The 16,906-nt window shown below is 67.4% G+C and carries 17 protein-coding genes; 7 read left to right on the top strand and 10 right to left on the bottom strand.

The genetic code is table 11. The annotated features are described in order from the left end of the window. Positions 1-47: 47 nt before the first annotated feature. On the bottom strand, positions 48-2,552 hold the full coding sequence (locus tag ACEN9J_RS07440) for a sodium-translocating pyrophosphatase (RefSeq protein ID WP_057592531.1): 2,505 nt from the start codon (positions 2,550-2,552) through the stop codon (positions 48-50). A gap of 263 nt (positions 2,553-2,815) precedes the next feature. Between ACEN9J_RS07440 and ppa the strand changes: the two genes are divergently transcribed. Then, positions 2,816-3,343 carry an inorganic diphosphatase gene (gene ppa / locus ACEN9J_RS07435; protein WP_057592497.1) on the top strand — a complete coding sequence of 176 codons (528 nt, stop codon included), beginning with the start codon at positions 2,816-2,818 and terminating at the stop codon, positions 3,341-3,343. A gap of 33 nt (positions 3,344-3,376) precedes the next feature. Here the strand turns inward: ppa and ACEN9J_RS07430 are convergent, their stop codons facing one another. The 3 genes from ACEN9J_RS07430 to ACEN9J_RS07420 all read right to left on the bottom strand — a co-directional run bounded on the left by ACEN9J_RS07430 (position 3,377) and on the right by ACEN9J_RS07420 (position 6,171). After that, on the bottom strand, positions 3,377-4,045 hold the full coding sequence (locus ACEN9J_RS07430) for a lysozyme inhibitor LprI family protein (RefSeq protein ID WP_413763706.1): 669 nt from the start codon (positions 4,043-4,045) through the stop codon (positions 3,377-3,379). 121 nt (positions 4,046-4,166) lie between these two features. Continuing rightward, a complete protein-coding gene (locus ACEN9J_RS07425; protein ID WP_057592495.1) occupies positions 4,167-4,919 on the bottom strand; it encodes a hypothetical protein in 753 nt (250 codons plus the stop codon). Between the two features lie 85 nt (positions 4,920-5,004). Beyond that, entirely contained in the window at positions 5,005-6,171 is a 1,167-nt protein-coding gene (locus ACEN9J_RS07420; protein WP_413763705.1) for a GNAT family N-acetyltransferase, read from the bottom strand. Positions 6,172-6,190: 19 nt separating this feature from the next. Here ACEN9J_RS07420 and ACEN9J_RS07415 point away from each other — a divergent pair, with 19 nt between their 5' ends. Further along, entirely contained in the window at positions 6,191-7,882 is a 1,692-nt protein-coding gene (locus ACEN9J_RS07415; RefSeq protein ID WP_413763704.1) for an NAD+ synthase, read from the top strand. After that, entirely contained in the window at positions 7,879-8,217 is a 339-nt protein-coding gene (locus ACEN9J_RS07410; protein WP_013540975.1) for a P-II family nitrogen regulator, read from the top strand. The genes ACEN9J_RS07415 and ACEN9J_RS07410 overlap by 4 nt, the downstream gene beginning before the upstream one ends. A 44-nt stretch (positions 8,218-8,261) precedes the next feature. Here the strand turns inward: ACEN9J_RS07410 and ACEN9J_RS07405 are convergent, their stop codons facing one another. From ACEN9J_RS07405 to ACEN9J_RS07380, 6 genes are all read right to left on the bottom strand, one after another. After that, the gene (locus ACEN9J_RS07405) at positions 8,262-8,852 is read right to left on the bottom strand and encodes a TIGR00730 family Rossman fold protein (RefSeq protein ID WP_057592492.1); all 591 of its coding nucleotides are present in this window, start codon (positions 8,850-8,852) and stop codon (positions 8,262-8,264) included. A 31-nt stretch (positions 8,853-8,883) separates the two neighbouring features. After that, the gene (locus ACEN9J_RS07400) at positions 8,884-9,291 is read right to left on the bottom strand and encodes a diacylglycerol kinase (RefSeq protein ID WP_057592491.1); all 408 of its coding nucleotides are present in this window, start codon (positions 9,289-9,291) and stop codon (positions 8,884-8,886) included. Then, on the bottom strand, positions 9,288-9,851 hold the full coding sequence (locus ACEN9J_RS07395) for an RDD family protein (protein ID WP_057592490.1): 564 nt from the start codon (positions 9,849-9,851) through the stop codon (positions 9,288-9,290). The genes ACEN9J_RS07400 and ACEN9J_RS07395 overlap by 4 nt, the downstream gene beginning before the upstream one ends. Before the next feature lie 12 nt (positions 9,852-9,863). Then, on the bottom strand, positions 9,864-10,811 hold the full coding sequence (locus ACEN9J_RS07390; RefSeq protein ID WP_413763703.1) for a DUF3106 domain-containing protein: 948 nt from the start codon (positions 10,809-10,811) through the stop codon (positions 9,864-9,866). A 75-nt stretch (positions 10,812-10,886) separates the two neighbouring features. Beyond that, positions 10,887-11,315 (bottom strand): DUF3619 family protein, encoded by a 429-nt coding sequence (locus tag ACEN9J_RS07385; RefSeq protein ID WP_413763702.1) that lies wholly within the window; start codon positions 11,313-11,315, stop codon positions 10,887-10,889. Beyond that, positions 11,312-11,878 (bottom strand): RNA polymerase sigma factor, encoded by a 567-nt coding sequence (locus ACEN9J_RS07380; RefSeq protein ID WP_057592487.1) that lies wholly within the window; start codon positions 11,876-11,878, stop codon positions 11,312-11,314. Before ACEN9J_RS07380 ends, ACEN9J_RS07385 begins: the two co-directional genes overlap by 4 nt. Positions 11,879-12,174: 296 nt before the next feature. On the opposite strand from ACEN9J_RS07380, the gene ACEN9J_RS07375 reads away from it, so the two are divergent. The 4 genes from ACEN9J_RS07375 to pssA all read left to right on the top strand — a co-directional run bounded on the left by ACEN9J_RS07375 (position 12,175) and on the right by pssA (position 16,761). Continuing rightward, complete coding sequence (locus ACEN9J_RS07375; RefSeq protein ID WP_413763701.1) at positions 12,175-13,959, top strand: acetolactate synthase 3 catalytic subunit; 1,785 nt, start codon at positions 12,175-12,177, stop codon at positions 13,957-13,959. A gap of 141 nt (positions 13,960-14,100) precedes the next feature. Next, positions 14,101-14,592 carry an acetolactate synthase small subunit gene (ilvN, locus tag ACEN9J_RS07370; RefSeq protein WP_012747479.1) on the top strand — a complete coding sequence of 164 codons (492 nt, stop codon included), beginning with the start codon at positions 14,101-14,103 and terminating at the stop codon, positions 14,590-14,592. Positions 14,593-14,738: 146 nt separating this feature from the next. Beyond that, positions 14,739-15,755: a ketol-acid reductoisomerase gene (ilvC, locus tag ACEN9J_RS07365; protein WP_057592485.1), complete on the top strand. Its 1,017-nt coding sequence runs from the start codon at positions 14,739-14,741 to the stop codon at positions 15,753-15,755. A gap of 181 nt (positions 15,756-15,936) precedes the next feature. Next, positions 15,937-16,761, top strand: a complete 825-nt coding sequence (gene pssA, locus ACEN9J_RS07360; RefSeq protein WP_057592484.1) for a CDP-diacylglycerol--serine O-phosphatidyltransferase — start codon at positions 15,937-15,939, stop codon at positions 16,759-16,761. The last annotated feature ends 145 nt before the right edge of the window (positions 16,762-16,906 follow it).

Raw genomic sequence — 16,906 nt, 5'->3', positions numbered from 1 at the left:
ATGCAGCGTCGCCCCGTGCGGAATGGCGTTTCAGTCGGGCGCGAGCCTCAGGACTTCACCTTCACCTCGACGCGCCGCGCCTCGCCCGCGGGGCCGTCGGCCTGGGTCTGCTCGGGCTTGGCGAGTTCGATCTTGTCCTCGGGCGCGCCCGCGGCCTTGAGCGCATCGCCGACCGCCATCGCGCGCTGCTTGGCGAGCTCGGCGTTCTTCGCGGCGTCGCCGGTGGCGTCGTGGTAGCCGCTCACCAGCACCGTGTTGCCGCTCTGCACCGCCTTGATCACGTCGGCCAGTGCCTCCCTGGCATTGGGCGCGACCTCGGCGCTGCCGGTGGCGAAGTAGAACTTGACCACGCCGTTCTCGACCTTGACCGCGGCGGCTTCGGCCGCGGTCACCGCGCCCGAGGCCACGGCACCGGCCGGTGTGCTGACCGCGGCCGGTGCCATGGCGGCGACCGGTGCCGGGGGCGGCACGGCGGCCGTCGCATCGCCGGCATGGAACTTCACCACCAGCGGCACGATGAGCAGGGCCACGATGTTGATGATCTTGATCAGCGGGTTCACGGCCGGGCCGGCCGTGTCCTTGTAGGGGTCGCCCACGGTGTCGCCGGTGACGGCGGCCTTGTGCGTGTCGCTGCCCTTGCCGCCGAAGTGGCCGTCCTCGATGTACTTCTTGGCGTTGTCCCAGGCACCGCCGCCGGTGCACATGGAGATGGCGACGAACAGGCCCGTGACGATGGTGCCCATCAACAGGCCGCCGAGTGCCTTCGGACCGAGCAGCAGGCCGACCACGATCGGCACCAGCACCGGCAGCAGCGAGGGGATCATCATCTCCTTGATGGCCGCGCCGGTCAGCATGCCCACGGCCTTGCCGTACTCGGGCTTGGCGGTGCCTTCCATGATGCCGGGGATGTCGCGGAACTGCCGGCGCACTTCCTCGACCACCGAGCCCGCCGCGCGGCCCACGGCCTCCATCGCCATGGCGCCGAACAGGTAGGGGATCAGGCCGCCGATGAACAGGCCGACGATCACCATCGGGTCGCTGAGGTTGAAGCTGATGTTCAGGCCGAAGCTCTCGAGCTTGTGCGTGTAGTCGGCGAACAGCACCAGCGCCGCGAGGCCGGCCGAACCGATGGCATAGCCCTTGGTCACGGCCTTGGTGGTGTTGCCCACAGCGTCCAGCGGGTCGGTGATGTCGCGCACGCTCGCGGGCAACTCGCTCATCTCGGCGATGCCGCCGGCGTTGTCGGTGATCGGACCGTAGGCGTCCAGCGCCACCACGATGCCGGCCATGCTGAGCATGGAGGTCGCGGCCACCGCGATGCCGAACAGGCCGGCCAGCGCGTACGAGGCCAGGATGGCGATGCACACGAAGATCACCGGCCAGGCCGTCGAGCGCATCGACACGCCGAGGCCCGCGATGATGTTGGTGCCGTGGCCCGTGGTCGAGGCCTGCGCGATGTGCTGCACCGGCTTGTATTGTGTGCCCGTGTAGTACTCGGTGATCCACACCAGCGCCGCCGTCAGCGCCAGGCCCACGAAGCAGGCGCCGAACAGCTTGAGCTGGCTGCCGCCGGCGCCGAGCGCGTTGTCGGGGATGAGCCAGCTGGTGACGAACCAGAAAGCGATCAGCGACAGGATGCCCGCCACCGCCAGGCCCTTGTAGAGCGCCGGCATCACGTTGGTCATGCCCGGCGAGGCCTTGACGAAGAAGCAGCCGATGATCGACGCGACGATCGACACGCCGCCCAGCGCCAGCGGATAGAGCACCGCGTTGACCGGCGCCGCCGTGACCATCAGCGCGCCGAGCACCATGGTCGCGATCAGCGTCACCGCGTAGGTCTCGAACAGGTCGGCCGCCATGCCGGCGCAGTCGCCGACGTTGTCGCCCACGTTGTCGGCGATCACCGCGGGGTTGCGCGGATCGTCCTCGGGGATGCCGGCCTCGACCTTGCCCACCAGGTCGGCGCCGACGTCGGCGCCCTTGGTGAAGATGCCGCCACCGAGGCGCGCGAAGATCGAGATCAGCGAGGAGCCGAAGGCGAAGCCGATCAGCGGATTGAGCAGCGCCGCCAGCGCATGGTTGCCGCTCGGCAGGCCCCTGGAGGCCAGGAACCAGTAGAAGATCGAGACGCCCAGCAGGCCCAGCCCGACCACCAGCATGCCGGTGATGGCGCCGCCGCGGAAGGCCACGTCGAGCGCCGGCCCGATGCCTTGGGTGGCGGCCTGCGCGGTGCGCACGTTGGCGCGCACCGAGACGTTCATGCCGATGAAGCCGCAGGCGCCCGAGAGCACCGCGCCGACCACGAAGCCGACCGCGGTCGTGAGGTCGAGGAAGAGGGCGATCAGGATCGCGAGCACCACGCCCACGATGGCGATGGTGCGGTACTGCTTGGCCAGGTAGGCCGCCGCACCCTGCTGGATCGCCGCCGCGATCTCCTGCATGCGCGCGTTGCCCGCGTCCTTGGCGAGGATCCAACTTCGGGCCCAGATGCCGTAGGCCACGGCCACGAGGCCGCAGACGATGGCGAGGATGAGGGGGGTGTTGCCATTCATGCGTTGCTTCTCCATTCGTTCGTTGTGACGTGGAGACGGAAAGCGCGAGGATCCGTTGCGTGCAACGCGCGGGAGTCGAGATTTCCGCCGCGTTGCTTCCTCGAAGCTCGCTGCATCCCGGGGAGCCGGGGTGCGGAGCCGATTGGCCAACGGCTGCAATTTACAGGCAAAAACGAAATCGCGTGCGACGGGTCCATGACACGGAAAGTAAACTTCGGGTTTGTCCGCATCCCTCTCATACTTTTCAACTACTCGATAACGACATGGCCTTCGACAAAGTTTCCCCCGGCAAGAACGTTCCCGACGACTTCAACGTCGTGATCGAAATCCCGATGAACGCCGACCCGATCAAGTACGAGGTCGACAAGGAATCGGGCGCGATCTTCGTCGACCGCTTCATGACCACGGCCATGTACTACCCGGCCAACTACGGCTACGTGCCGCAGACGCTGTCGGGCGACGGCGACCCGGTCGACGTGCTGGTGATCGCGCCGTACCCGCTGCTGCCGGGCGTGGTCGTGCCCTGCCGCCCGCTGGGCATCCTGATGATGGAAGACGAAGCCGGCGTGGACGGCAAGGTGCTGGCCGTGCCCACCGACAAGGTGCTGCCGATCTACAGCCACTGGAAATCGGTGGACGACGTGAACCCGATGCGCCTGAAGGCCATCAGCCACTTCTTCGAGCACTACAAGGACCTCGAGGCCGGCAAGTGGGTCAAGGTGCTGGGCTGGGAAGGCATCGACGCCGCCCGCAAGGAAATCCTCGACGGCATCGCCGCGTACAAGAAGTGATGCGATAGGCGCGTGTCGGTCGCTCCGGGGCAGTCACTCCTGCTCGAACGGCGACCGGCGCGCATCGCGCACGAAGGTGCCGGCCGTCGACGGGCTCGCGCATTCCGCGGCGCCCGCGGGCGTGTCGGTCACCACGATGCGGTCGGTGCCGAATTGCAGGGTGCGGGTGCAACGCCCGCCGAACGGCACCACCAGCCGCTGCCGCTCGTCGAGCCGGCCACGGCCTTGCAGCAGCATGTTGCCGCGCGCATCGGGGCAGATGTAGAGCTCGATGTCGAGCCCGCCGTCGTCCGATGGCGTCACGTCCAGGAAGCGCCCGTCTTTCGGACAGCGGCCCTCCACGTAGCGGCCGGTCCGGTGCAGCAGCGGCTCCACCAGGTAGCGGATGCGCCGCTCGTAGTCCTCCCGCAGGCATTTCACGTCGGCCTTGCAGTGCCGGTTGCGCACCGCGAGCCAGTCGCGCTGGTCGCGCTTCAGATAGGCGGCCCATTGGCCGGCATCGGGTGTCGCAAGCTGCTTGCGATAGAGCTCGGCCATGCTCTCGTCCTGCAGCGAGAGCGCGGGCGTGGCGCAGATGGTCTTCTCGGTGGGATTCGAGGCCTTGGCGCAGTCGAAGCTGGCGGCATGGGCCGGGACGCAGGCGAGGGCCGCGAGGCCCAGGGCCATCGCCCATGGGAAGAAGGGGCGGATCGATGCGGACATGCGGTGCTCTCCTGCGCGCCGGGCTTGCGCGATGGCCGCATGCTCGTTCCCGCGCCGGCCGCTGTCGATCTGCCGAACGGCAGGGCCGGCTATGCCCTTGGTCGGAGCCTCGGGCTCGACCTCAGCCGCGGGCCGCGTCGCCGGCCAGCCGCATCCATTCGCGGTTGACCGAGCGGGCGTGCGAGTTCCAGTGGCGCGCGGCCTGCTGGAGCTCGTCCCACTGGCGCTGCGCGGCGGCGCCGTCGCCCTGCTGCGCGAGCCAGGCCACGTAGCGCGCCCGCGCCTCGACGGTGTTGTAGAGGCTCAGTGTCGATTCGAAAGCCTGGCGCGCCTCGTCGTTGCGGCCCTCGGCGGCCAGGGCGCGGGCCACCAGCAGCGCGACCTCGTCCTTGCGGTAGTCGTCGCGGGTCGAGCGCAGGCTTTGCAGTGCCTGCATCGCTTCGCCACCCGCGCCGGGACCGCCCGCGGCCAGCAGCGCGCTCGCGAGGCCGAACTGAAGTTCGGGATCGGAGGCCAGCGGGCCCTTGAGCGCATCGCGGTAATGCCCGACCGCCTCGCCGGCCTGGCCGCGGTCGAGCGCGGCCTTGGCGAGGCGCAGCTTGTTCTGCGCCGTGGGCGCGAGGTCGTAGGCCTGCTCGGCCGCGCGGTATTCGCGCTCGGGATCGATGAAGCCGATGGCCGCGCTCGCGACCTTGCCCGCGGTGCGCTGCATGCGCGAGGCGGGCAGGTACTCGACCACGAAGTAGACGATGCTGCCCAGCAGCGGAAAGCTGAACAGGATCAAGAGCCAGTACATCTGCTTGCCGTGGCGCATCGCGTGCACCGCGAAGAACAGCGCGATCAGGATGTGCAGACCCAGGCCGACGAATGGCATGACTTTTTCCCCTTGTTGTTGGCGATCTGCCGGGGTTTATAGCAGCCGTGTTTGGCCGTGGCCTGACGCGGGCCCGCCGTCGCTTTCAGGCGGCCTTGAACGGGCTGCGCTCGCCGAGGTGGTCCATGTAGTTCTCGATGCCTTCGCCCTCGCGCTCGAGGAAGCGCTCGACCGCGTCGGCGAAGGCCGGATGCGCGAGCCAGTGGGCGCTGGTGGTCTTCACGGGCATCAGGGCGCGCGCCATCTTGTGCTCGCCCTGCGCACCGCCCTCGAAGCGCTGCACGCCGTGCGCGATGCACCAGGCCAGCGGCTGGTAGTAGCAGGCCTCGAAGTGCAGGCAGTCGACGCGCTCGACCGCGCCCCAGTAGCGACCGTAGGCCACGAGCGGCCGGCCGGTGCCATCGTCGGTGGCCAGCGCGATCAGGCTGGCGGCGATCGGCTTGCCCTCCCGCTCGGCGACGAACAGCAGCCAGGCCTCGGGCAGCGTGTCGGCCATGCGATGGAAGAAGTCGCGCGTGAGGTAGGGCGGGTTGCCGTGCTCGCGGTAGGTGCGCGCGTAGCAGCGGTAGAAGAAGTCCCAGTCGGCGCGCGTGATGTCGGTCCCGCGCGACCAGCGGAAGCTCACGCCGGCATCGGCGACCTTGCGGCGTTCCTGGCGGATCTTCTTGCGCTTGTCGTGCGAGAGGCTCGCGAGGAAGGCCTCGAAGTCCGCGTAGCCGGGCGCCGGGTTCTGCCAATGGAACTGCACCGTGTGCCGCAGCATCAGCCCGGCCTCGGTACAGGCCTCGATGTCGGCCTCGGCACCGAACAGCAGGTGCAGCGACGAGAGCTCGCTCTCCTTGCACCAGGCCACCAGCGCCTGGGCCAGCAGCGCGCGGCCGGCCGCGTCGCGCGCGAGCAGGCGCGCGCCGGGCACGGGCGTGAACGGCACCGCGACCGTCGCCTTCGGGTAGTAGGCCAGGCCGTGCTGCTGGTAGGCGTTGGCCCAGGCCCAGTCGAACACGTACTCGCCATAGGAATGGTCCTTGACGTAGACCGGGCAGGCGGCCTCGAGTGTGTCGCCGCGCCAGAGGGTGAAGAACTGGGCCGTCCATCCGCTCTCGGGCGTGGCGCTGCCGCTCTCGTGCAGCGCGGCCAGGTACTCGTGGCGCATGAAGGGCGAGGGTTCGGCCTGCGCGGCGAGCAGCGCGTTCCAGGCCTGCGGGCTCACGTCCGACGGCGACGCGACAACCCGAATGACATAATCGTTCAAGCCTGTTTCTTCCTTCCGTATGACGCTCAAGCTCGCCATCGCGCAACTCAATTTCGTGGTGGGCGATCTCCCCGGCAATGCCCGAAAAATCGTGGCGGCCGCGCGCGAGGCCCATGCCCAGGGCGCTCGCCTTCTGCTGACGCCCGAACTCTCGATCGCCGGCTACGCGGCCGAGGACCTGTTCCTGCGGCCGGCCTTCACCGAAGCTTGCGATGATGCCGTGAAAGGCATCGCCGCCGCTCTGGCCGACCTCAAAGACATGGTCGTGGTGGTGGGGCATCCGAGCGGCGGCAGCCTGCGCGGGCGCTCCGTGTCGGTGCAGTTGCGCCACAACGCGGCCAGCGTGCTCAAGGAAGGCCGCATCCTCCAGACCTACGCCAAGCGCGAGCTGCCCAACTACCAGGTGTTCGACGAGCGCCGCTATTTCGCGCCGGGGCAGGGCACCTGCGTGTTCGAGGCCGGCGGCGTGTCGGTCGGGCTGCTGATCTGCGAGGACGCCTGGTTCGACGCGCCGGCCGAGCTGGCGCGCGCCGCCGGCGCCGAGGTGCTGGCCGTCATCAATGCCTCGCCCTACCACGTGGGCAAGGAGGGCGAGCGCGTGGCGCGCATGGCCGATCGCGCGCGCGCCGTGGGGCTGCCGCTGGTCTATGCCCACCTCGTGGGCGGGCAGGACGAGGTGGTGTTCGACGGCGCCTCGTTCGCGCTGCAGGCCGATGGCGCGCTCGCCATGCAGGCGCCGGGCTTCGAGGAGAAGCTGGTGCTGGCCGAGCTCGAGCGTGCACCGTCGCAGGGCGTGCGCTTCCTGTCCGAGCCCATCGCCGCGCCGCGCGACGCCGAGGCCCAGCTCTGGGATGCGCTGGTGCTCGGCGTGCGCGACTACGTCGGCAAGAACGGCTTTCCGGGCGCGATCCTCGGGCTGTCGGGCGGCATCGACTCGGCGCTGGTGCTCGCGATCGCGGTCGATGCGCTCGGCAAGGACAAGGTGCGCGCGGTGATGATGCCCTCACCCTATACGGCCGACATCAGCTGGATCGATGCGCGCGACATGGCGGGGCGCCTGGGCGTGCGCTACGACGAGATCTCGATCCGCCACACCTTCGAGTCGTTCAAGGCGGCGCTGGCCCCCGAGTTCGCGGGTCGGCCCGAGGACACGGCCGAAGAGAACATCCAGGCCCGCATCCGCGGCACGCTGCTGATGGGGTTGTCGAACAAGTTCGGCTCGATCGTTCTCACCACGGGCAACAAGAGCGAGATGGCCACCGGCTACTGCACGCTCTACGGCGACATGGCGGGCGGCTTCGCGGTCATCAAGGACCTGTTGAAGACGACCGTGTTCGCGCTCGCGCGCTGGCGCAATGCCCACGATCCCTATGGCACCGGCACCGAGCCGATCCCCGAGCGCATCATCACGCGGCCCCCGAGCGCCGAGCTGCGGCCCGACCAGACCGACCAGGACAGCCTGCCGCCCTACGACATCCTCGACGCGATCCTGGCACGCTACATGCAGGATGACGAGGGCATCGACGAGATTATTGCCGCGGGCTACGACCGCGCGGTGGTCGAGCGGGTGGCAAGGCTCATCAAGATCAACGAATACAAGCGGCGCCAGGCGCCGGTAGGCATCCGGGTGACGCACCGCAGTTTTGGCAAGGATTGGCGTTACCCTATCACCAGCAAATTCAACGAAACCGCCGGAGCACGCAAACCATGAAGCAGATCACCGCCATCGTCAAACCCTTCAAGCTCGAGGACGTACGCGAGGCCCTGGCCGAAGTGGGCGTTACCGGACTCACCGTGACCGAGGTCAAGGGCTTCGGCCGCCAGAAGGGCCACACCGAGCTGTACCGCGGCGCCGAGTATGTGGTCGACTTCCTGCCGAAGATGAAGGTCGAGGTGGTCGTCAACGAGGGCGACGTCGAGCGCTGCATCGAGGCCATCGTGAACTCGGCGCGCACCGGCAAGATCGGCGACGGCAAGATCTTCGTGACCGCCGTCGAGCGCATCGTGCGCATCCGCACCGGCGAAGAGAACGAGAACGCGGTCTGAGCTGAACCGCAGGGGCCGGCGCTCGCCGGCCTTTCACAAGAGGTTCAGAGGTTCTCGGCCAGCCGGTCGTCGCGCGGATGGCGCGGCACCTCGGCACGCAGCGCCGCGAGCAGCGGCTCGGCCTCGGTGCCGGTGCGCACCAGGCTCATCTGCCAGTCGCCCATCAGGCCGTCGCGCACGCTCTGGGCAAGGAATTCCAGCAGCTTGTCGTAGTAGCCCGCGCTGTTGAGGATGCCGACCGGCTTGTCGTGGTAGCCGAGCTGGCGCCAGGTCCAGATCTCGAACAGCTCCTCGAAGGTGCCGATGCCGCCGGCCATGGCCAGGAAGGCGTCGGCGCGCTCGCCCATCATCGCCTTGCGCTCGTGCATGGTGTCGACCACGTGCAGCTCGTCGCACAGCGGGTTGGCCAGTTCCTTGTCGACCAGCGCCTTGGGGATGATGCCGACCACGCGTCCGCCCGCGGCGCGCGTGGCCTCGGCCACTGTGCCCATCAGGCCGGTGCGGCCGCCGCCATAGACCAGCTGGCCACGCTGCTGGCCGATCCAGCGGCCTACCGCCGTGGCGGCTTCGGTGAACTCGGGACGCTCGCCGGGGCGCGAGCCGCAATACACGCAGATCGAAAATTCAGGGGTCATCCCCCGATCATGCCTCGCGCGGCGGGCCCGCTCATGACACGAAGCGCGTCCACAAGGCGGCGGCCCAGATGCAGGTGCACAGCGACAGCGACAGCAGCACCGCGGCGCTGCCCATGTCCTTGGCGCGCTTGGAGAGGTCGTGCCATTCGGGGCCGATGCGGTCGATGGCCGCTTCCACGGCCGTGTTGAGCAGTTCGACGATCATCACCAGCACCGCGCTGCCCGCGAGCAGGGCGATCTCGACCCAGCTGCGGCCGAGCCAGAAGGCGGCGGGGATCATGACCATCGACAGGATGGCCTCCTGCCGGAAGGCCGGCTCGCCCCAGCCGGCGCGCAGGCCGTGCAGCGAGATCAGCGTGGCGTGCCAGACGCGATCGAAGCCCTTGCGGGCCTTCTGCGGATTGACGGCGGGATCGGGAAGTTCGGGCAGGGCGCTCATCGGCGGCTCATGGGCTTGGAGGTGACGAGCCGGGTGCCGGCCCAGGCGTCGTGCCAGAACTGGCGTTGCGGATGGAAGCGCGCCAGCAGCGCCCAGATGGCCACCCAGCCGAAGACGAGCACCGTGACTTCGGGGCCCGACAGTTTGAAGGGTGCGATGGCGGCGAGCGGCGGCAGGAACCAGATCCAGCTCAGCAGGTAGCGCGCGAGCGCACGGCGCTGAGTGACAGGGTGGCCGTGCGCGTCGACGATGCGGATGTTCCAGGTCTTCATCGCCAGCGTCTGGCCCTTGGCCCAGAACCAGACGAAGTAGACGCCGAACACGATGAAGAGGAAGGCCTGGAGCAGGTGGCGCCGCTCGTCCATGGCGTCGCGCATCTGGCCCAGCGTGCTGAAGAGCCAGCCCGAGACGAACACCACGGCGAACAGCAGCATGCCTTCGTAGAGCCAGCAGGCCATGCGGCGCCAGAGTCCCGGGGCTTGTGCGATGGAAAGGGACGCGTCAGATGCGGCAGGGGCAGGCGAATCCGACTCCGAAATTTCGGAAGGGCTGGAAACCATCGAGACCTTGGGTCAGGGGGCGGGCGATTGATCGACCGCGCGCCCCGCGGAAGTGGAAGACGGTGTGGAGGATACCGAAGTCGACGGACCGGACGGTGAAGTGTACGGAGACGGCACCTGGGCTTCGGCCGGCACCGGCTGAGGCGTATAGGTGGCAGGGGGCGCGACGGAAGGCGCTGCGGGTGCGGTGGTGGCCGTCGCGGTTGCGGCGGTACCGGGCACGGTCGCCGGCGGATTCGCGACGACGGCTGCCGCCGGCACGATGGCTGGGGTTGCGGGCACCGTGGGTGGCGCGAGCTGGATGCGGGGCGTGTGCTGGCCGGCCGAAGTGACGGCCGGAACGGCGACGAGCTTCTGCGAGGACACCGGCCGCACCGGGATGGCCGCGCCCTTGGGCTTGGCCGGCGCGCGTTCGGCGAGCTTGCGCTTTTCCTCTTCGCTCAGCGCCTGGTACTGCTCCCACTTGGCCTTGCGTTCGTCGGCCGGCACGCGCTTGACCTCGGCGAAATTCAGCCGGGCCTGGACGCGTTGCTGGTTGCTGAGCGCGGCCCATTCGATCATGCGGCTGCGCAGCGTGATCTGGTCCTCGGCCGGCAGCGAGGCGTAGTTGCGCGACAGCGCGAGCCACTTGCGCTTCTGGCCGACGTTGAGCGTGTTCCAGTGCGGAGCCAGCGGTTGCAGCGCTTGCTGCTGCTCGGCGGTGAGCTCGGCCCACAGCGGCTTGGTGAGCTGCGCGGGCTTGGCGGCGGCGGACGCGGCCATGGTGCCGGTGGTCGTTGCCTTGGGCGTATCGGCGCGGACCGCTTCCGAGCGCACGGGCGTGGTCTGCGCGACCGCGATCGTCAATCCCAGCGCCGCGGCGGCCACGATGCCGCCCCCGACGAGGCGAGCCGCCACGCCTTGCGACCACGAGCGCGAGGAGCGGGGCGAAATCGCGGGGGGCTGGGTGCGGCGTGGCATTCGGGTGATCGGTGGGAGGGAGGCGTGGGGGAGGAACAGGAGGAGCCAGGACGGAAGCGGCAAGGCCGCTTGCCGTCAATCGGAGGCGCCGTCGGACTTGAGGAACTGCGCGAAGCCCGGGTCGGTGTAGGCGGCTGGCGGCAGGTCGCCGGTGAGCAGTGCGGAATCGACCTCGGCCAACTCGCTGGCGCGGTCCTCGTCCTGCATCACGCTGATGGTGATCAGGCCGGCCACCAGTGCCACGAGCGGCACCACGGTGCCGATTCGGGTCCACCAGCCCCAGCCACCGCCGCCCAGGACGGCGGTGCTGCCCGACTGCACCACCGCGGGCGCCGCACGCAGCTGCGGTGCCTGCTTGCGCTGGGCCACGGCTTGCGCACGCGCCACGCGCAGGCGTTCGCCGATGTCGTGCGGCAACGCTTGGTTGCCCGCCGACAGGCGCGCGGCCACGCGTTGACCGAACTCGTTTTCGGCGATGGAAGAAAGAGGAACCTTAGTATTCATAGCGAAATTCCCTTGGCTTTGAGCGCCTTGCTCAGAGCGTGGACGGCGCGCGAGCAATGGGTTTTGACGCTGCCCTCGGAGCAGCCCATGGCGGCGGCCGTCTCAGCGACGTCCATTTCTTCCCAGTAACGCATCAGGAAAGCCTCGCGTTGACGGCCCGGCAATGCCGCGATCTGTTCTTCGATCTCATGCAGGACCTGTGCCCGGCGCGTGGTGTCCTCGGCGCTCTCGGTCTCTCTGGAGTCGGTCTCGGAGGCGAAGTTCTCGAGCAGGTCGAAATCGCCGTCGTCGTCGATGGCCTCGAAGTCGCTGAGGTTCGAGAACAGCGCGCGGCGGGTCTTCTGGCGGCGGAACCAGTCGAGCGTGCAATTCGAAAGAATGCGCTGGAACAGCATCGGCAGCTCGGCGACGGGCTTGTCGCCGTAGTGCTGGGCCAGCTTCATCATGCTGTCCTGCACGATGTCGAGCGCCGCTTCCTCGTCTCGCACGTGATAGACCGACCGCTTGAAAGCGCGTCGTTCGACGCTTTTCAGGAAATCGGAGAGTTCTTGTTCGGTGGCCAAGCGTCAGAGGGGCGCCGGGCGCCGCGTGGGAATGGATGTCGGGCGGGAATGCCTCGTTGTTGGCCGCGAATTATGCCCGCCGCTCCTGACGAATCGTGTTGCGGGGCGATACGGGCTCGGCGGAAGGCCGCGTCGGTGTCATAATCGCGGTCGCAAGTCAAAAGGCAAACGGGTCACGGTCCGGCGGAACAATCAGTCCGCCCATGGCTTTGGCCTCAAGTCCTGGCGCGGCCCCACAAGGGTTGGCAAGGGGCACCCAAGGTTTTTCGTTCCCGAAAAAACTCCAAAGGTTGATCATGGAAATCTCGAAGGCGGAACTCGCTTCCGCAGCAGCCGCGTCCTCCGGCGCCGGCAATCACTCGCAAGAACTCATGGGCGCCGAAGTGCTGGTCAAGGCACTGCAGGCCGAAGGCGTCCAGTACGTCTGGGGCTACCCCGGCGGCGCGGTTCTCTACATCTACGACGCGTTCTACAAGCAGGACACCATCCAGCACGTGCTGGTGCGCCACGAGCAGGCGGCGGTCCACGCGGCCGACGGCTATGCGCGCGCCACCGGCGAGGTGGGGGTGGCGCTGGTCACCTCGGGCCCGGGCCTGACGAATGCGGTCACGGGCATCGCCACGGCCTACATGGACTCGATCCCGATGGTGATCATCTCGGGCCAGGTCCCCACGGCGGCGATCGGCCTGGATGCCTTCCAGGAATGCGACACGGTCGGCATCACGCGCCCGATCGTCAAGCACAACTTCCTCGTCAAGGATCCGAAGGACCTGGCGATGACGATGAAGAAGGCCTTCCACATCGCACGCAGCGGCCGTCCGGGCCCGGTGGTAGTGGACGTGCCCAAGGATGTCTCGTTCAAGAAGGTGGCCTACACCGGCTATCCGGAGAAGGTCGAGATGCGCTCGTACAACCCGGTGCGCAAGGGCCACGGCGGCCAGATCCGCAAGGCGCTGCAGCTGCTGCTGAACGCCAAGCGTCCCTACATCTACACCGGCGGCGGCGTGCTGCTGGGCAATGCCACCAACGAACTGCGCACGCTGGTCGACATGCTCGGCTACCCGGTCACCAACACGCTGATGGGCCTGGGCGCCTATCCGGCGAGCGACCGCAAGTTCCTCGGCATGCTGGGCATGCACGGCACCATCGAGGCCAACAACGCGATGCAGAACTGCGACGTGCTGCTGGCCGTGGGCGCGCGCTTCGACGACCGCGTGATCGGCAACCCGAAGCACTTCGCGCAGAACGAACGCAAGATCATCCACGTCGACATCGACCCCTCGAGCATCTCCAAGCGCGTGAAGGTCGACATCCCGATCGTGGGCGACGTGAAGGACGTGCTCACCGAGCTGATCTCGATGATCCGCGAGAGCACGACCAAGCCCGACGCCGGCGCGCTCGCCAACTGGTGGAAGACCATCGAGGGCTGGCGCGATCGCGACTGCCTCAAGTACGACCGGGGCAACAAGGACGTGATCAAGCCGCAGTTCGTCGTCGAGACGCTGTGGAACATGACCAAGGACACGGACACCTACATCACGTCCGACGTCGGCCAGCACCAGATGTGGGCCGCGCAGTACTACCGTTTCGACGAGCCGCGCCGCTGGATCAACTCGGGCGGCCTGGGCACCATGGGCGTGGGCATCCCCTACGCCATGGGCATCAAGCTCGCGAAGCCCGATGCGGAAGTGTTCACCATCACGGGCGAAGGCTCGGTGCAGATGTGCATCCAGGAACTGTCGACCTGCCTGCAGTACAACACGCCGATCAAGATCTGCTCGCTGAACAACCGCTACCTCGGCATGGTGCGCCAGTGGCAGGAGATCGAGTACTCCGGCCGCTACAGCCACAGCTACATGGATGCGCTGCCCAACTTCGTGAAGCTCGCCGAGGCCTATGGCCACGTCGGCATGCTGATCGAGCGTCCGCAGGACGTGGAGCCCGCGCTGCGCGAGGCACGCAAGCTCAAGGATCGCACCGTGTTCATGGATTTCCGCACCGACCCCACCGAGAACGTGTTCCCGATGGTCAAGGCCGGAATGGGCATCACCGAGATGCTGCTGGGCTCCGAGGATCTCTGATCCGCGGCCCGTTTTCGACCGTTCGTTTCTCAACCTTTCACTGACGAATCTATTGCCCGCCGAGCCCGCGCATTACCGTGCGCGGGGGAGGGCGGCGAAAGCGAAAGCTTCCGCGCTGGCGAAAAGAGGAGTCACGCACACATGAAACACATCATTGCCGTTCTGCTGGAAAACGAGCCTGGCGCTCTTTCCCGCGTGGTGGGCCTGTTCTCGGCCCGTGGCTACAACATCGAATCGCTGACCGTCGCGCCCACCGAGGATGCGAGTCTGTCGCGCATGACCATCGTCACCGCCGGTTCGGACGACGTGATCGAGCAGATCACCAAGCACCTGAACCGCCTGATCGAGGTGGTCAAGGTGGTCGACCTGACCGAGGGCGCCTACACCGAGCGCGAGCTCATGATGGTGAAGGTGCGCGCGGTGGGCAAGGAGCGCGAGGAGATGATGCGCATGGCCGAGATCTTCCGCGGCCGCATCATCGACGTCACCGACAAGAGCTACACCATCGAGCTCACCGGCGACCATGGCAAGAACGACGCCTTCCTCGAGGCGATCGATCGCAGCGCCATCCTCGAGACCGTGCGCACCGGCGCCAGCGGCATCGGCCGCGGCGAACGCATCCTGCGGGTCTGACCCGATGAAAACGGAGCTCGGTCGCCGTCCGTTCGGGCCGAGCTTGTCGAAGCCTCCGCGCGAGCGGGGACTGCATTGAGCCCTTCGACAGGCTCAGGACGAACGGCACAACACACTGCAACTCGCATATCTATCTGGAGAACATCATGAAGGTTTATTACGACAAGGACGCGGACCTGAGCCTGATCAAGGGCAAGACGGTGGCCATCATCGGCTACGGCTCGCAAGGCCACGCGCACGCGCAGAACCTCAACGACAGCGGCGTCAAGGTCGTGGTCGGCCTGCGCAAGGGTGGCGCTTCGTGGGACAAGGTCGGCAAGGCCGGCCTCCAGGTCGCCGAAGTGGCCGATGCCGTGAAATCCGCCGACGTCGTCATGATCCTGCTGCCCGACGAGCAGATCGCCAACGTCTACAAGAACGACGTCGCGCCGAACATCAAGGAAGGCGCTTCGTTGGTCTTCGCGCATGGCTTCAACGTGCACTACGGCTTCGTGCAGCCGCGCGCCGACCTCGACGTGTGGATGGTCGCTCCCAAGGCCCCGGGCCACACCGTGCGCAGCACCTACACGCAAGGCGGCGGCGTGCCCCACCTCGTGGCCGTGCACCAGGACAAGACCGGCAAGGCGCGTGACCTCGCGCTGAGCTACGCCACCGCCAACGGCGGCGGCAAGGCCGGCATCATCGAGACCAACTTCCGCGAAGAAACCGAGACCGACCTGTTCGGCGAACAAGCGGTGCTGTGCGGCGGTACGGTGGAACTGATCAAGGCTGGTTTCGAGACGCTGGTGGAAGCCGGCTACGCGCCCGAAATGGCGTACTTCGAATGCCTGCACGAACTGAAGCTGATCGTCGACCTGATCTATGAAGGCGGCATCGCCAACATGAACTACTCGATCTCGAACAACGCCGAATACGGCGAGTACGTCACCGGCCCGCGCATCGTGACCGACGAGACCAAGAAGGTCATGAAGCAAGTGCTGCGCGACATCCAGACCGGCGAATACGCCAAGAGCTTCGTGCTCGAAGCCGCCGCTGGCCAGCCCGCGCTGATCAGCCGCCGTCGCCTGAATGCGGAGCATCAGATCGAAGTCGTCGGCGAGAAGCTGCGCGCGATGATGCCCTGGATCAAGAAGAACAAGCTGGTCGACCAGACCCGCAACTGATCTCCAGGCGAGCAGGGCGCTCCGGCGCCCGATCCTCCAGGGCCACCCTCGCGGTGGCCCTTTTGCTTGGAGGGCCGGGCGTGGCCCTGAACTACACTCCCTGGGATGCGATCCAGCGACCGAATTGCTATCGAAGAGATAGCTGAACCGACAATGCCCATGAGGGACGGAGACCAATCCAATGCATGACGACACCGTCCCCGACGAGGTCCAGCCGCGCAAGCGGCGAAAGGGCATCTACGTCCTGCCGAACCTGTTCACGCTGGCCGCGCTGTTCGGCGGCTTCTATTCGGTCGTGATGGCGATGAATGCGCGCTTCGACCTCGCCGCGCTGGGCGTCTTCGCGGCCATGGTGCTCGACAGCCTCGACGGCCGCGTGGCGCGCATGACCAACACGCAGAGTGCGTTCGGCGAGCAGATGGACTCGCTGTCCGACATGGTCTCGTTCGGCGCGGCGCCCGCGCTGATCGCCTACGAATGGTCGCTCAAGGGCCTGGGCCGCTGGGGCTGGATCGCGGCCTTCGTCTACTGCGCCTGCGCGGCGCTGCGGCTCGCGCGCTTCAACGTCAACACCGGCGTGGTCGACAAGCGCTGGTTCCAGGGCCTGCCGTCGCCCGCGGCGGCTGCGCTGGTGGCCGGCTTCATCTGGCTCATGACCGAATGGGGCAAGCGCGGCGGCGAGGTGCTGTACCTCTCGTGGACCCAGATCACCTGGATCACCTTCGCCTTCACGCTCTACGCGGGCCTCACCATGGTGACCAACGCGCCGTTCTACAGCTTCAAGGACGTGCAGATGAAGAAGAGCGTGCCTTTCGCCGTGATCGTGCTGATCGCGCTCGGCATCGCGGTCATCAACATCCATCCGCCGACGGTGCTGTTCGGCCTGTTCGTGGTCTACGGCCTGAGCGGCTACGTGGTCTATGCATGGCGCAAAGCCAAGGGGCAGCAGACCAGCGTGATCAGCACCTCGACCGAGGAACCCGACGAGCGCGGATTGCACAACTGAGACAGGCATTGCTGCACCGTCTTCACAAAGCCGCGAAGGCTGTGCTAAATTCGCAACCCTCATGACGAAGATGATTTCGCTGCAGGCCCTACTAGCTCTCCCTCACGGGCGGAGACGGTAGCGCACGCGCAAATCCATCACCACG

The sequence above is a fragment of the Variovorax sp. Varisp41 genome, assembly GCF_047325085.1.
Classification (GTDB): domain Bacteria; phylum Pseudomonadota; class Gammaproteobacteria; order Burkholderiales; family Burkholderiaceae_C; genus Variovorax.
This window is presented reverse-complemented; position numbering and strand designations above follow the sequence as displayed.

Excerpts from the sequence above, each read along its gene's own strand:
- ACEN9J_RS07385 (WP_413763702.1), bottom strand. The coding sequence starts at position 11,315 with ATGAATACTAAGGTTCCTCTTTCTTCCATCGCCGAAAACGAGTTCGGT.
- pssA (WP_057592484.1), top strand. The coding sequence starts at position 15,937 with ATGCATGACGACACCGTCCCCGACGAGGTCCAGCCGCGCAAGCGGCGA.
- ACEN9J_RS07415 (WP_413763704.1), top strand. The coding sequence starts at position 6,191 with ATGACGCTCAAGCTCGCCATCGCGCAACTCAATTTCGTGGTGGGCGAT.
- ACEN9J_RS07440 (WP_057592531.1), bottom strand. The coding sequence starts at position 2,552 with ATGAATGGCAACACCCCCCTCATCCTCGCCATCGTCTGCGGCCTCGTG.
- ilvC (WP_057592485.1), top strand. The coding sequence starts at position 14,739 with ATGAAGGTTTATTACGACAAGGACGCGGACCTGAGCCTGATCAAGGGC.
- ACEN9J_RS07410 (WP_013540975.1), top strand. The coding sequence starts at position 7,879 with ATGAAGCAGATCACCGCCATCGTCAAACCCTTCAAGCTCGAGGACGTA.
- ilvN (WP_012747479.1), top strand. The coding sequence starts at position 14,101 with ATGAAACACATCATTGCCGTTCTGCTGGAAAACGAGCCTGGCGCTCTT.
- ACEN9J_RS07375 (WP_413763701.1), top strand. The coding sequence starts at position 12,175 with ATGGAAATCTCGAAGGCGGAACTCGCTTCCGCAGCAGCCGCGTCCTCC.
- ppa (WP_057592497.1), top strand. The coding sequence starts at position 2,816 with ATGGCCTTCGACAAAGTTTCCCCCGGCAAGAACGTTCCCGACGACTTC.
- ACEN9J_RS07400 (WP_057592491.1), bottom strand. The coding sequence starts at position 9,291 with ATGAGCGCCCTGCCCGAACTTCCCGATCCCGCCGTCAATCCGCAGAAG.
- ACEN9J_RS07390 (WP_413763703.1), bottom strand. The coding sequence starts at position 10,811 with ATGCCACGCCGCACCCAGCCCCCCGCGATTTCGCCCCGCTCCTCGCGC.
- ACEN9J_RS07405 (WP_057592492.1), bottom strand. The coding sequence starts at position 8,852 with ATGACCCCTGAATTTTCGATCTGCGTGTATTGCGGCTCGCGCCCCGGC.
- ACEN9J_RS07430 (WP_413763706.1), bottom strand. The coding sequence starts at position 4,045 with ATGTCCGCATCGATCCGCCCCTTCTTCCCATGGGCGATGGCCCTGGGC.
- ACEN9J_RS07395 (WP_057592490.1), bottom strand. The coding sequence starts at position 9,851 with ATGGTTTCCAGCCCTTCCGAAATTTCGGAGTCGGATTCGCCTGCCCCT.
- ACEN9J_RS07425 (WP_057592495.1), bottom strand. The coding sequence starts at position 4,919 with ATGCCATTCGTCGGCCTGGGTCTGCACATCCTGATCGCGCTGTTCTTC.